This is a genomic window from Arthrobacter sp. T572, from assembly GCF_056780115.1.
This window is the reverse complement of the sequence record NZ_JBRAZQ010000002.1, coordinates 1,355,874-1,369,073: the sequence shown is the minus strand read 5'-3', so window position 1 is coordinate 1,369,073 and position 13,200 is coordinate 1,355,874. Positions and strand designations below refer to the sequence as shown.

Annotated in this window: 12 protein-coding genes and 1 tRNA gene; 3 read left to right on the top strand and 10 right to left on the bottom strand. The window is 64.2% G+C overall.

Features of this window, described 5'->3' with window-relative positions; translation table 11 throughout:
* Positions 1–18: 18 nt before the first annotated feature.
* The 5 genes from pth to ACUYMZ_RS07520 all read right to left on the bottom strand — a co-directional run bounded on the left by pth (position 19) and on the right by ACUYMZ_RS07520 (position 4,289).
* Complete coding sequence (gene pth / locus ACUYMZ_RS07540) at positions 19–603, bottom strand: aminoacyl-tRNA hydrolase (RefSeq protein WP_426006571.1); 585 nt, start codon at positions 601–603, stop codon at positions 19–21.
* A 105-nt stretch (positions 604–708) separates the two neighbouring features.
* Complete coding sequence (locus ACUYMZ_RS07535) at positions 709–1,308, bottom strand: 50S ribosomal protein L25/general stress protein Ctc (protein WP_426006569.1); 600 nt, start codon at positions 1,306–1,308, stop codon at positions 709–711.
* Between the two features lie 303 nt (positions 1,309–1,611).
* On the bottom strand, positions 1,612–2,592 hold the full coding sequence (locus ACUYMZ_RS07530; RefSeq protein ID WP_426006567.1) for a ribose-phosphate diphosphokinase: 981 nt from the start codon (positions 2,590–2,592) through the stop codon (positions 1,612–1,614).
* Positions 2,589–4,094: a bifunctional UDP-N-acetylglucosamine diphosphorylase/glucosamine-1-phosphate N-acetyltransferase GlmU gene (glmU, locus tag ACUYMZ_RS07525; protein WP_481602615.1), complete on the bottom strand. Its 1,506-nt coding sequence runs from the start codon at positions 4,092–4,094 to the stop codon at positions 2,589–2,591. The genes ACUYMZ_RS07530 and glmU overlap by 4 nt, the downstream gene beginning before the upstream one ends.
* A gap of 123 nt (positions 4,095–4,217) precedes the next feature.
* Positions 4,218–4,289: transfer RNA gene (locus ACUYMZ_RS07520), tRNA-Gln, on the bottom strand.
* A gap of 190 nt (positions 4,290–4,479) precedes the next feature.
* Between ACUYMZ_RS07520 and ACUYMZ_RS07515 the strand changes: the two genes are divergently transcribed.
* Both ACUYMZ_RS07515 and ACUYMZ_RS07510 read left to right on the top strand, forming a co-directional pair.
* The gene (locus ACUYMZ_RS07515; RefSeq protein WP_481602614.1) at positions 4,480–5,166 is read left to right on the top strand and encodes a TetR/AcrR family transcriptional regulator; all 687 of its coding nucleotides are present in this window, start codon (positions 4,480–4,482) and stop codon (positions 5,164–5,166) included.
* A gap of 114 nt (positions 5,167–5,280) precedes the next feature.
* Entirely contained in the window at positions 5,281–5,676 is a 396-nt protein-coding gene (locus tag ACUYMZ_RS07510; RefSeq protein ID WP_481602613.1) for a VOC family protein, read from the top strand.
* 178 nt (positions 5,677–5,854) lie between these two features.
* Here the strand turns inward: ACUYMZ_RS07510 and ACUYMZ_RS07505 are convergent, their stop codons facing one another.
* The 5 genes from ACUYMZ_RS07505 to ACUYMZ_RS07485 form a co-directional block, all read right to left on the bottom strand.
* Positions 5,855–7,681, bottom strand: a complete 1,827-nt coding sequence (locus ACUYMZ_RS07505) for an ABC-F family ATP-binding cassette domain-containing protein (RefSeq protein ID WP_481602612.1) — start codon at positions 7,679–7,681, stop codon at positions 5,855–5,857.
* Between the two features lie 31 nt (positions 7,682–7,712).
* On the bottom strand, positions 7,713–8,705 hold the full coding sequence (locus ACUYMZ_RS07500; RefSeq protein WP_426006558.1) for a 4-(cytidine 5'-diphospho)-2-C-methyl-D-erythritol kinase: 993 nt from the start codon (positions 8,703–8,705) through the stop codon (positions 7,713–7,715).
* Positions 8,702–9,583, bottom strand: a complete 882-nt coding sequence (gene rsmA, locus ACUYMZ_RS07495; RefSeq protein ID WP_481602611.1) for a 16S rRNA (adenine(1518)-N(6)/adenine(1519)-N(6))-dimethyltransferase RsmA — start codon at positions 9,581–9,583, stop codon at positions 8,702–8,704. The genes ACUYMZ_RS07500 and rsmA overlap by 4 nt, the downstream gene beginning before the upstream one ends.
* Positions 9,584–9,609: 26 nt before the next feature.
* Positions 9,610–10,755, bottom strand: coding sequence for a transglycosylase family protein (locus ACUYMZ_RS07490; protein WP_442423478.1), 1,146 nt, complete (start codon positions 10,753–10,755; stop codon positions 9,610–9,612).
* A 282-nt stretch (positions 10,756–11,037) separates the two neighbouring features.
* Complete coding sequence (locus tag ACUYMZ_RS07485) at positions 11,038–11,934, bottom strand: TatD family hydrolase (protein WP_426006552.1); 897 nt, start codon at positions 11,932–11,934, stop codon at positions 11,038–11,040.
* A gap of 170 nt (positions 11,935–12,104) precedes the next feature.
* Between ACUYMZ_RS07485 and ACUYMZ_RS07480 the strand changes: the two genes are divergently transcribed.
* Positions 12,105–13,193 carry an AAA family ATPase gene (locus ACUYMZ_RS07480; protein ID WP_426006550.1) on the top strand — a complete coding sequence of 363 codons (1,089 nt, stop codon included), beginning with the start codon at positions 12,105–12,107 and terminating at the stop codon, positions 13,191–13,193.
* Positions 13,194–13,200: the final 7 nt, after the last annotated feature.

The following is a 13,200-nucleotide window of genomic DNA, read 5'->3' as shown; positions in this document are numbered from 1 at the left end:
GCTTTCCTCAAGATTCCATCAAGACCGCGCGGCGTGGTGTTTTTGCTGGGCAGCAAGCAGTCCTTCAGCCATGAGCAGCTCCACTGCATCAGCGGCTTCATCGATCAGGAACGGCAGGTCTTTCTTCTCCGCGGTGGCAAAATCCCGGAGTACATAATCCGCAGTGTCCATGCGGCCCGGCGGCCGGCCGACCCCCACACGGACCCGGAGGTAGTCCTTTGTGGCAAGCGCCTTGGAAATATCGCGGAGGCCGTTGTGGCCGCCCTCGCCGCCGCCAATTTTCAGCTTTACAGTGTTGAAGGGGATGTCGATCTCATCATGTACGGCAATGACATGGTCCGGTGCGATGTCGAAAAACTTGGCCAGGTTGGCTACCGGACCCCCGGAAACGTTCATGTAGGTCATCGGCTTTGCCAGCACCACGCGGGGTCCGCCGATGCCCAGGCGTCCTTCGACCACCTGCGCCCGCGACTTATGGACTTTGAACTTCCCGCCCACCCTGGCGGCCAGTTCATCCAGCACCATCTGGCCCACGTTGTGCCTGTTGCCGCTGTACTCAGTGCCGGGGTTGCCGAGGCCCACAATCAGCCACGTGTCAGTCATGATCACATCCTAGGGAATCTGGTCAGGTTCAAGGAGCAAAACAAAGTGGCCGGGACCCCGCAGGGACCCGGCCACTGAAAAGGCTAAGCCTCAGGCAGTCGCAGACTACTCGGCGGCTTCTTCAGCTGCAGGAGCTTCTTCGCCTTCGGCTGCTTCTTCAGCCTCGGCAGCAACAGCCTCGGAGACGTTGACCACCAGGGTGTCGGCTTCGGTCAGCAGGCTGACGCCCTTGGGAAGAACGACGTCGGAAGCGTGGACGTGCGCGCCGGCCTCGCGGCCCTCGATGTCAACCTCGAGGGCGGTGGGCAGGTGGGTTGCCTCGGCCTCGACGGAGAGGGTGACGGCTTCCTGGTTGGCGACGGCACCCGGAGCAACTTCACCGGTGACGTGGACGGGAACGTCCACGGTGACCTTCTCGCCCTGGCGGACCGTCAGGAGGTCCATGTGCTCGATGGTCTGCTTGATGGCGTTGCGCTGGATGTCCTTGACGATGGTCAGGTGTGCCTCGCCGTTGATGTCCAGGTTCAGCAGGGCGTTGGCAACGCGGACTGCCAGGGTGGTTTCGCGGCCCGGGAGGGTCACGTGCACGGGCTCTGCACCGTGGCCGTAGATGACGGCGGGGATACGGCCGGCGACGCGTGCGCGGCGGGCGTAGCCCTTGCCGAATTCGGTGCGCAGTTCTGCTGCGAGCTTCTGCTCAGACATGTGTACTCCTTGATTACTGGTGTGCCGTTTAAAACGGCGTGGTGATCAGCAAGGGCGGAGGTCTGGAGTGACCTTCCACGCCCGCGGGCCTTTGGAAAACCGGCCCGCCTTCGTCGAAGGAGGTTACAGACCCAGTCGATAACGGAGACCCGCTCGGAGGCATGAATGCCATCCGGAAGTGCTCTCCCTCGCCAAGGTATCCCCGAAAGTTTACCAGCGGCACCGCCGAAAACTGAAAACGGGCCATCCGCCGCCCTCGGCGGTGAATGGCCCGTCATGCCAGGCAGCCTTGGCCGCGCCTGACTAAGCCTTGCCGTCGAACAGGCTGGTGACCGAACCGTCGTCGAACACTTCACGGATGGCGCGGGCGATCAACGGTGCGATGGACAGCACCGTCAGTTGCGGGAAGCGCTTCTCGGCCGGAATCGGCAGGGTGTTGGTGACCACCACTTCCCGGGCGCCGGACTCGGCAAGGCGCTGTGCGGCGGGGTCTGAGAAGACGGCGTGGGTGCAGGCGATGATGACGTCCTTGGCGCCGGCGTTCTTCAGCACCTGCACGGCACCGGAAATGGTTCCGCCGGTGTCGATCATGTCATCGATCAGCACACAGGTACGGCCCTCGATCTGGCCCACCACGGTCTTGGACACTGCCTGGTTGGGTACGGTCAGGTCGCGGCTCTTGTGCACGAACGCCAGCGGCGCACCGCCAAGGCGCTCAGCCCACTGCTCGGCAACCCGGACGCGGCCGGTATCAGGCGAAACAACCGTGATGTTCTCGGAGTCCACCTTGGTGCGGATGTAATCCGCCAGCAGCGGGATGGCCATCAGGTGGTCCACGGGTCCGTCGAAGAAGCCCTGGATCTGGGAAGTGTGGAGGTCCACGGACATGATGCGGTCAGCACCGGCGGTACGGTACAGGTCAGCGACCAAGCGGGCGGAGATGGGCTCGCGGCCACGGCCCTTCTTGTCCTGGCGGGAGTACGGGTAGAACGGGGAGACCACGGTGATGCGCTTGGCGGAGGCACGCTTGAGCGAGTCGATCATGATCAACTGCTCCATGAGCCAGTTGTTCAGCGGTGCCGGGTGGGCCTGGATCACGAAAGCATCGGTTCCCCGGACGCTCTCAGCCGAGCGGACGTAGATCTCGCCGTTGGCGAAGTCGTAGGCATCGATGGGCAGGAGTTCTGTCTCCAGTTCCTTCGCGATTTCCTGCGCCAGCTCCGGATGCGCCCTTCCGGCGGCGAGAACCAGTTTCTTCTCGCCGTGTGCGGTGATTTCGCTCATGCCTGATTGCCCTCTTCTGTGGTTGCTGGAGATTGTGAGGAAGTGGAAGCAGGGGTCAGCAGGTCATCCTGCGCTGCCTGGGCCAGCTGCGCGGAGGTGGTGCTCGGGCGGTTGGCCAGCACCCATCCCTCTGCGTTGCGCTGTGCGGCCAGGCTGAGGGCAAGGGCCCCCGGCGGGACGTCCTTGCGGATGACGGCGCCGGCCCCGCTGTAGGCGCCATCGCCCACAGTGACAGGTGCCACGAAGACCGTGTTGGACCCGGTGCGGACGCCCGAGCCGATCACCGTGCGGTGCTTCTTCTCGCCGTCGTAGTTGGCCGTGATGTTGCCGCAGCCGATGTTCGTGTCCTCGCCGATCTCGGCGTCGCCCGCGTAGCCCAGGTGGGAGAGCTTGGAACCGCGTCCGATCGTGACGTTCTTGGTTTCGTAGAACGCGCCGATTTTGCCTGTTTCGCCCAGGACCGTGCCGGGACGGAGGTAGGTGAACGGTCCAACGCTCGCCTTGGCGCCGATCGTGGAACCGGATCCGTGGGTGCGGACCACTTTGGCGCCTTCGCCGACGTTGACGTCGGTGAGGGTTGTATCAGGTCCGACGACGGCGTCCCTCGCCACGGTGGTGGCGCCGTGAAGTTGCGTGTTGGGCAGCAGGCGGACGTCCTCGTCGAGGGTGACGGTGGAGTCGATCCAGGTGGTGGAGGGATCCACTACGGTGACGCCTGCGCGCATCCAGGATTCGATAATGCGGCGGTTGTGCTCGGCGCCCAGGGCCGAAAGCTGGATGCGGTCGTTGGCACCCTCGACCTGCCAGCGGTCGTCAGTAACGACCGCGGCAACCCGGCCACCGGCGTCGCGCGCCAGGCCGAGCACGTCGGTCAGGTACATCTCGCCCTGTGCGTTATCCGTGGTGACGCTTTCCAGGGCCTTGCGAAGGACCGCTGCGTCGAAAGCGTAGATCCCGGAGTTGATCTCACGGATGGCGCGCTCTTGGTCCGTGGCGTCCTTGTGCTCGCGGATGCCCAGCACGGTGCCGTCCTCTGCGCGGAGGATGCGGCCGTAGCCTGTGGCGTCGTCCAGGACCGCTGTGAGGACCGTGACGGCGTTGCCTTCTGACTCGTGGGTGGAGACCAGCTCGCCCAGCAGTTCCCCGGTGAGCAAGGGGACGTCGCCGTAGGTGACAACCACCGTGCCATGCAGCTCGGCCTCGGCGTCGAGGGCCTTCACCGCAACCTCCACCGCGCGGCCAGTGCCCGGAATGTCATCCTGGTCCACGATCAAAGCCTGGGGATCCTGCGCGGAGACGTGTTCAGCCACGCGATCGCGTTCATGCCGCACCACGAGGGCCAGCTTTGCGGGGTTGATGGACCGGGCCGCCAAGAGGGCGTGGCCCACCATGGAGCGGCCGCCGATTTCATGGAGAATCTTGGGAGTCCGCGACTTCATGCGTGTTCCGGCACCTGCAGCCAGAACGATGACTGCTGCGGGACCGGTGGATTCGGGGCTCACGTACTGGCTCTCCTTGCTCGGTTTTGTCCCGGGTAACCCGGCTTCGGAATGCTGCCATCCGGACGTGGACCCGGGCATCGTTCGAGCCGTTCCAAGTACACAGTGGAGCGCGTTTTCCGACCGTTCCGCCCATAGGATTCGAACCTATACTCCACGGCTCCAAAGGCCGGGGTGCTGCCGTTACACCAGAGCGGACCGTGCATGCTTCAGGCGTCCGGACGGCAGGGTCCGGGGCCTTCCGGCGATCACCGGGATGCACACACAAGAATCTAGTTTGCCATGACCATTGCGTGCTTCGCGACTTGACCCCGCCCGTGCGGGTTCCGGACGGCGTTCCGGGCACGTCAACGACCCTCCTGCCCGGCGGGTGGGGCATGATGGACAGGTGAGCAAGCGCACTGGACTCCCCCGCCCCACCACTGGACCTGCGGAGCTGGATCACGGCCCCGCGGTACCGGCAGTGCGGGCACGGATGACCGGCCAGCAGCGCAGGTCACAACTCATTGGCATAGGCCGCGCCCTCTTCGCCGCACGCGGACTGGATGGCACCACCATCGAGGAAATCGCTGCCACCGCCGGGGTGTCCAAGCCCGTGATCTATGAGCACTTCGGATCCAAGGAAGGCCTCTACCGCCAAGTGGTGGAGACCGAATTCCGCATCCTCCTCGACTCGATCACTGAGGCCCTCAGCACGGAGGCCAAGCCCCGCGTGCTGGTCGAGAGGGCAGCCCTTGCCCTGCTCGGATACATCGAAGACCGGACCGACGGTTTCCGGATCCTCATGCGGGACGCTCCACCCTCCCAACCGGAAGGTGCCTTTTCCACGGTCCTGTCCCACGTGACGGCCCGGGTGGAACATCTGCTGTCGGACGAGTTCGCCCGCCGGGGTTTCAGCGCAGCCGACGGCGGCATGTATGCCCAAATGCTCGTGGGAATGGTGGCGATGACGGGCCAATGGTGGCTCGACAGCCGCCAGCCGGACAAGCGCGCGGTAGCGGCCCACCTGGTCAACCTGGCCTGGAACGGACTGACCGGCTTGCAGAAAGAGCCCGGCCTCCGTTCCGAAACCTGACCCTCTCTCACCAAACACCCCCATTCGACCGACCCTCTCTCACCAAACACCCCCATTCGACCGACCCTCTCTCACCAAACACTGGAGATCTGGATTCCCCGTTAGGATCGGGCCATGACTGGCTTGCAGATTTATGTCCTCTTCCCTGGAACGGCCAACGAAGCCCTGACCTTTTACGCGGACGTCTTCGGCGGCGAAGTCGCCCTCCATACATACAAAGAATTTGGACGTACCGACGGCCCTGCCGACGCGATTGCCCACGGCGTGCTGAGCGGACCAGTCGCCTTGGCCGGCGCAGATGCCGCAAAGGGCGAGACGAGCCTCAGGACCGAAGGCCTAATGCTCTCGTTGCTGGGCGCATCGGAGCCAGCTACCCTTCACAGTTGGTTCGAGAAGCTCTCAGAAGGAGGCAAGGTCATCGACCCGCTGGCTGCCAAACCTTGGGGTGCCAGCGACGGCCAAGTGCTCGACCGGCACGGCCTCCACTGGCTCATCGGCTACGAACACTGAGAGAGCATCCGCCAAAACCCGGCGAACACTGAGAGAGCATCCGCCAAAACCCGGCGAACACTGAGAGAGCATCCGCCAAAACCCGGCAAACGGTGAGAGAGCATCCGCCAAAACCCGGCAAACGGTGAGAGAGCATCCGCCAAAACCCGGCAAACGGTGACAGAGCATCCGGGGGAGGCTACTCTCCGAGGACCTCGGCCGCCTCGAGCCACTCCAGCTCCAGGCCTTCCTTCTCCTCGAGCAACTCCTGCAGCTTGGCATTGAGCTCGCCCAAGGCATCGAAGTCGCCGGACTCTGACTTCGCCGCCATCTGGGTGTGGAGCTTCTCTTCCTGCTGCGCGAGCTTGCCGAGTTGCCGGTCAATCCGGTTCAGGTCCTTGCGTGCTTCGCGCTTCTCGGCCTCGCTGGGACCGGAGGCAGAGGACGAAGAACCGCCGGAGGAGGCAGCCGTCGGCGCCGTCGATCCCCCGAAAGCGCCGGAGGCCAAGGCGGCGTCACGAAGTTCAAGGTACTGGTCCACGCCGCCTGGCAGCCCGCGGAGTTTGCCGTCGCCGAGCAAGGCCATCTGGTGATCGGTGACGCGTTCCAGGAGGTACCGGTCGTGGCTGACCACGACCAACGTACCCGGCCAGCCGTCCAGGACGTCTTCGACGGCGGCAAGGGTGTCGGTATCGAGGTCGTTGGTGGGCTCGTCGAGCATGAGCACGTTGGGTTCACCCACCAGCAAGCGCAGGAGCTGCAACCGGCGTCGTTCCCCACCGGAAAGGTCCGGCACCGGCGTCCACTGCTTCTCCTTGGTGAAGCCCAGCTGCTCCACGAGTTGCCCGGCAGTGAATTCCTTGCCGCCCACGTTGAAGGAGCGCTTCTCGCGTTCGATCACTTCGATGACGCGCAGGTCGGAAACCTCGTCGAGTTCCTTCACGTCCTGGGTGAGGACGGCCGTCACCACGGTCTTGCCGCGCTTGAGTCGTCCGGACGTGGGCTGGATATCGCCGTTGAGCAGCTTCAGCAAGGTGGACTTGCCGGCACCGTTGACGCCCACCAGGCCGAGCCTTTCACCCGGGGCCAGCCGCAGCGTAATGTTGTCGAACAGCTTCTGTCCGGCCTCGCCGCCTTCAAAATCCAGCGAGACGTTCTCAAGATCCAGCACGTCCTTGCCGAGTCGCGCCGTAGCCATCTTGTTCAGGGCCACCGAGTCACGCGGTTCCGGAACGTCGGAGATAAGTTCGTTGGCGGCCTCGATTCGGAACTTCGGCTTGGAGGTTCGTGCCGGTGCGCCCCGCCGCAGCCAGGCCAGTTCCTTCTTGACCAACTGCTGGCGTTTGTTCTCGACGACGGCGGCCATGCGGTCACGCTCGGCGCGGGCCAAAACGTAGGCGGCGTACCCGCCGTCGAACATGTCCACCATGGCGTCGTGGACTTCCCAGGTGTAGTTGCAGACTTCGTCAAGGAACCAACGGTCGTGGGTAACCACCAGGAACGCACCCTGGTTGGCGCGCCAGCGCGACTTGAGGTGCCGGGCAAGCCAGGCGACGCCCTCGACGTCCAGGTGGTTGGTGGGCTCGTCGAGCATGATGACGTCGTGGTCCTCGATGAGGAGCTTGGCCAGGGCAACGCGCCGCTTCTGCCCACCGGACAGCGAGTGAACGTTGGCGTGCCAGTCCACATCGCCCACCAGGCCACCCATGATTTCGCGGATCTTCGGGTTTGCCGCCCATTCGTGATCCGCGCGGTCGCCGACGATCGCAGCGCCCACTGTCAGGTCGCCGTCGAGCACGTCGCCCTGGTCCAGGTAACCGACGTTGACGTCGCCGCGTTTGGTGACCCGGCCGGAATCAGGCGTGGAGCGCTGCGCCAGCAGCCGCATGAGCGTGGACTTGCCGTCGCCGTTACGGCCCACCATGCCGATCCGGTCGCCATCCTCCAAACCGAGTGTGACGCCGTCGAGGACTGTGCGGGTTGCGAAGGAAACCGTCAGGTTTTCGCCGCCAAGAAGGTGGGCCAAGAGGTACTACTTTCTACAGCTGGAATGCGTACTAAAGGAGGGTATCGGAGATGATCCGGGCACCGGGTACCGGTCCGTGGACCGCAAGGGCAGTGTGGCCTTGGTGGGTGAAGTCCTCCGCGAGGGCTTCGGCTGAACCAGCATCCCGGGCCAGGAGCGCGATGGTGGGCCCCGAACCCGAGACCATTCCCGCGAGGGCACCGCGGGCCTCGCCCAGCCCGATCGTGTCCTTCAACCCCGGCGCCAAAGCGATCGAAGCCCGCTGGAGATCGTTGATCAGCACGCGGCTGAGCGTCTCCGGATCGCCGTTGCGGAGGGCCTGCAGGATGGTGGGATCCACATCCACGGGCTCTGCAATGTCTGCACCTTCGGCGTCACGGAGGCCATCCAGCGTGCGGAAGACTTCCGGAGTGGAGAGCCCGTAGTCGGCGAACACGAGCACCCAGTCCATTTGCGCTTTGGCCAAAGCAGGCGACAGTTTGTCGCCCACACCAAGCCCGACGGCGGTGCCTCCGAGGAGCGAAAACGGCACGTCCGCGCCGAGTTCGGAGGCAACGTGCGCCAATTCTTCCCGGGACAGGCCGCTGTCCCACAGCGCATCGCAGGCGAGCAGCGTTGCGGCGGCATCAGCCGAGCCGCCACCCATGCCTCCGGCCACGGGGACCCGTTTGGTGATTTCCAGATGGACACCAGTGGGTTTCTCGGACATCTCGGCCATCAGCGCGGCAGCCCTGTACGCGAGGTTCCTCTCATCCAACGGAATGTCTACGCCGTCCAGGTCCAAGGTGCTGTGCGGGCTGATACTGACCGTGATACCCGGGGACTCGGTGCTGGTGGCGGTGACTTCCTCGTAGAGCGAGACCGCCAGGTAGACGCTGGCTACAGAGTGGTATCCATCCGGGCGCAAGGGGCCCACGCTCAAGGAGACGTTGATCTTCCCGGGCGCTTTGACGCGCACGGTCCGGGCCTGGAAGCGGTCTGCCGGATAGGGCAGGCCGCCGGTCTTTCTCGTCCCGGGGGTCATGCTGCCACGGTGTGGCGGGCTTCGGCGATCCGGACATAGGCGGAGATGTCCAGCACTTCACCGCGGGCCGTGGGGTCGACGCCGGCCGCCACCAGGCATCGTTCGGCTTCCGCGGCGCTGCCCGCCCAACCTGCCAGCGCGGCCCTGAGGGTTTTCCTCCGCTGGGCGAAGGCTGCATCGATGACAGCGAAGACTTGCTCGCGGGTGGCGTGGGTTGCCGGGGGCTCGTGGCGGGTGAAAGCCACCAGCCCCGAATGGATCTTGGGAGCGGGCCAGAAAACATTCATGCCGATCACCCCTGCCTTCTTCATCTTCCCGTACCACGCGGCTTTGACCGACGGCACACCGTAGATCTTGGAGCCAGGCGTGGCGGCGAGACGGTCGGCTACTTCGTCCTGCACCATGACCAGCCCGTGTTGGAGGCTCGGAAAATGTTCCAGCAAGTGCAGCACCACCGGCACGGCCACGTTGTAGGGCAGGTTGGCCACCAAGGCGGTTGGCTGCACGGGAAGCTCGGTGACCTTCATGGCGTCGGAGAGCACCAGATGGAAGTTGTCCTTGGCCTGGGGCCGCCATTCACTGACGGTGTCCGGGAGCTTTCCGGCCAGGACAGGATCGATCTCGACGGCCACCACGTGGCTTGCCGCGTCCAGGAGGCCGAGTGTCAAGGAACCCAGGCCGGGCCCCACCTCCAGCACTGTCTCGTCGGCCCCGATATTCGCCGAGGACACGATCCTCCGGATGGTGTTGCCGTCGATCACAAAGTTCTGCCCCAGGGTCTTGGTGGGGCGGACACCGATTTCCCCGGCGAGCCGCCGTATGTCTGCGGCCCCCAGCAAAGGGACGACGGCGGCGGGTTCGGAATTCGGTTCAGTCACCTAGGTATCGTATCGCCTGAACAGGATCAGGCCGCGTGCGCGCAACCCCAGTCGCGCAGGCCGTTCTTGGCGTAGAGACGGTTGGCAATGTCAATCTGTTGTGCCTTGGTGGCGAGGTTGGCCGTGGGGGCGTACGCTCCGCCACCGTTGGCAAGCCACGTAGGGCTGGAGAACTGGAGGCCACCGTAGTATCCGTTGCCGGTGTTGATGGACCAGTTGCCGCCGGACTCGCACTGGGCGATCCTGTCCCACATGGCTTCGTTCGGCGCACCGGTGGGGCCGCTGGAGGTTGCTGCCTTGGTGGCGGGAGCGGGGCGGGCCTTGGTGCCCACGGCGATCTTCTCGGTCACAGGCTGGGTGGTGACATTGCTGGAGACCAGGGTGCGGGAGGCTTCACGGCCATCCACGAGGACCAGTTTGAAGGTCTTGACCACTGAGCCGGCCACGCCCTTCTGGGTGACCTTCTCCTCGCCCTTGTACAGCTCGGCGCTCTCGGTCTTGACGCTTTCGAACGGCACTTCCTCAGTGGCCTCGGCGGTCTTGGTGGCGTCCACCCGGGAGACCTTGATCACCATGTCCTGGATGACCGGGGCATTGCTGGGCTGCGAAACCCTGTCCGTGGCTCCGACCGTGATTCCGGCGTCCTTGAGGACCTCGGCGACGTCGGATGCGGTGGTGGTGGTGCTGGTGTCCTTGCCGTCAGCGATCAGGCTGATGGTCTTGGGAGTGGAGATGGAAACGAAGGAGCCCTGCACCTCAAGTGTGGCGTCCTTGGGCTGGGAGATTTCCGACGAACTGGCCACCCCGAGTTCGCTGACCAGCCCGGCGACGTCCGAAGCGTTGGTGTTGACGGTCTTGCGGGCGCCATCGAGCTCGATGGAGACCGCCTTCGCCAGGTTGATGTTCACCACGGAGCCGTTGTCCACGGCGGCGTCCAGGGAAGGAGAAACCCTGTCTCCGTCCTTCAACTCGACTTTGGCCGCCTTGACCACCTGGTCCACCGTGCCGCCGAAAGTCTGGATGGAGCTCACTTTGCCGTCCACATTGAGGGTGACGGTCTTGTTGTTGCCGACAAAAGCGACGACTCCGACCACCAGCGCTGCGACAACCAGCAGCTGGGCACCGACTTTGAGAAAGCTGAACTTGCCATCCGTTGTGAAGAACTTGATCACGTTTGCCCATAACTCCCAGACCATCCGGGCACGGGGAAAAGCGCCAAAAAACAATGCCAGCCGCAAAACGGAGGGGCCAGGCAAAAGCCTGGTCCCACGTCTGCTGCCGGCACCTGCGCCGCCAAAAAGATTCAACTGAGCAGCCCGGAATGAACCGAGCCAGTTGTCCGCAGGCCTTCCCCGACCCCGGCTACTAGTTGTACACAGTAACCGATCCGTTATAAACGGGCCAAGAAAAATGCATACCCGGTATCCACCCAAAGCAATCCCGGGACAACGGAGTCAGTCCCAGGATCCGTATGCTTCCAAGGTGTTGGCGGCCAGTCGGGTACACAGTTCAGCGACGTCATCTTTTGTCACTTCGGCCATGGACCGGACGGTATAGGGCACCATGTAGCTCGCGTTCGGGCGGCCCCGGTACGGGTGCGGGGTAAGGAACGGGGAGTCGGTTTCCACCAGGATCCGGGTGGGTTCGGCGATGGCCAGGGCTGCCCGGAGGTTGGCGGCGTTCTTGAAGGTCATGGTTCCGGCGAAGGACATGTACCAGCCGTTGTCGTTGCAGATCCGGGCCAGCTCTTCATCTCCGGAAAAGCAGTGGAATACCACGCGCTCGGGCGCCCCTTCTTCCATCAGGACCTGCACCACGTCATCGTGGGCATCCCGGTCGTGGATCTGCAGGGTCAGCCCCAGTCGCTTGGCGATATCGATGTGACGCCGGAACGAGTACCGCTGGTGCTTAAGGCCTTCGCCGTGGGTCCGGAAGAAATCCAGGCCGGTCTCCCCAATGGCACGTATGCGTGGATGCCGGGCGAGCTCTTCGATCTCAACCAGGGCGCTTTCCAACTCGCCACGTCCTGCATAGACAGGCGCATCGTTGGGATGGATGGCCACAGCTCCCAGCAGCCGGGGATCCGTATCGACTGCCTGCACCGTAAAACGTGAGGATTCAAGATCGCATCCCACCTGCACGGCACCCTGTACCCCTACGGCAGCGGCGGCATCCATGGCATCGCTGACCGCCACTTCGATCAGGCCGTGGCGGAAGTCCAGGTGGGTGTGGTTGTCCATGACCGGCACCGGCAGTGGTTCCGGGGCCGGGGGATATTCCTTGCGGGAGTCCTGGACCTCCGTGGCACCGGGCGCCGGGCGGTAGGGAGCGGGAGCGAGCGAATTGCACATGGATCCACCATAATCGGACCGCGGTCGCCACCGGCCCCTGCCGGGCTCGGGCATAAATTCCACTTGGCACATAAATTCATCCAGCACTCTGTAAGCGACGGCCATTGACTGGGTAGTCTGGAACGGACAAGCGGCCAACAGCGGCATTGGCCACGGCTGAAGGGCAGTTCATGGAGTCCAAGCGACAAGTCACCGTTGATCCTTCCATGCTCCAGGGCGAGGCTTATGGAACCTTGCCCCGGGACGCGGCTGCGCTCAACGGGCATCGTCACCAGGTCATGGATCCGGAGCGTTTCCATGACGCCAGCCAGCGCATCCTGGACGCCATCAGCAAAGTGATCGACGGTAAAGCCGACGCCACCAAGCTGGCTTTGACCGTCCTTCTGGCCCAGGGGCACCTTTTGTTGGAGGACGTCCCCGGCGTCGGCAAGACGATGCTGGCCAAGACCCTGGCCCGTACCGTGGATTGCACTGTTTCCCGCATCCAGTTCACGCCCGACCTGCTTCCCTCCGACGTCACCGGCGTCTCCATCTACAACCAGTCGTCGCGCCAGTTCGAGTTCCGGCCGGGCGCGGTGTTCGCCAACATCGTCATCGGCGACGAGATCAACCGGGCTTCCGCCAAGACTCAGTCGGCATTGCTGGAATGCATGGAGGAACACCAGGTCACGGTGGACGGACACTCCTACCAGCTGGGACTGCCGTTCATGGTGGTTGCCACGCAGAATCCCATCGAGATGGAAGGCACCTATCCCCTGCCGGAGGCCCAGCGTGACCGCTTCATGGCGAGGATTTCCATGGGGTATCCGGACCAGGAAGCGGAGATCGAGATGCTCGAGACCCACCAGTCCGCTTCGCCGCTGGCCCAGGTGAGTCCCGTGGTCTCGGCCGCCGACGTCGCCGCCATGATCGCCACCGTCCAGCAGGTGCATGTATCCACCGCCATCAAGGAGTACACGGTTGCCATTGGCCGGGCTACCCGGGAAAGTTCCCGGCTGCGCCTGGGCGCCAGCCCCCGCTCCCTGCTTCAGCTGTTGCGTGCGGCAAAGGCAACGGCCGCCCTGGATGGACGCGACTTTGTCCTCCCGGACGACGTCGTTGACGTTGCGGAGTCCGTCCTCGCCCACCGCATCATCCTCGACCGCAAGGCGGCCAGTTCCGGCGATACGCCCCAGACCGTCATCCGGGGCATCCTTTCGTCGCTGCCGGTTGCCCAGGAACCGCCCGGTGCGTGGCGCCGGGACAGGCACTCCGCCTAGGAGGATG

What these genes read in the sequence shown, in the direction of transcription:
- ACUYMZ_RS07500 (WP_426006558.1), bottom strand. Translation starts at nt 8,705, where the DNA reads ATGACCCCCGGGACGAGAAAGACCGGCGGCCTGCCCTATCCGGCAGAC.
- ACUYMZ_RS07530 (WP_426006567.1), bottom strand. Translation starts at nt 2,592, where the DNA reads ATGAGCGAAATCACCGCACACGGCGAGAAGAAACTGGTTCTCGCCGCC.
- ACUYMZ_RS07485 (WP_426006552.1), bottom strand. Translation starts at nt 11,934, where the DNA reads ATGTGCAATTCGCTCGCTCCCGCTCCCTACCGCCCGGCGCCCGGTGCC.
- ACUYMZ_RS07535 (WP_426006569.1), bottom strand. Translation starts at nt 1,308, where the DNA reads ATGTCTGAGCAGAAGCTCGCAGCAGAACTGCGCACCGAATTCGGCAAG.
- pth (WP_426006571.1), bottom strand. Translation starts at nt 603, where the DNA reads ATGACTGACACGTGGCTGATTGTGGGCCTCGGCAACCCCGGCACTGAG.
- ACUYMZ_RS07510 (WP_481602613.1), top strand. Translation starts at nt 5,281, where the DNA reads ATGACTGGCTTGCAGATTTATGTCCTCTTCCCTGGAACGGCCAACGAA.
- ACUYMZ_RS07480 (WP_426006550.1), top strand. Translation starts at nt 12,105, where the DNA reads ATGGAGTCCAAGCGACAAGTCACCGTTGATCCTTCCATGCTCCAGGGC.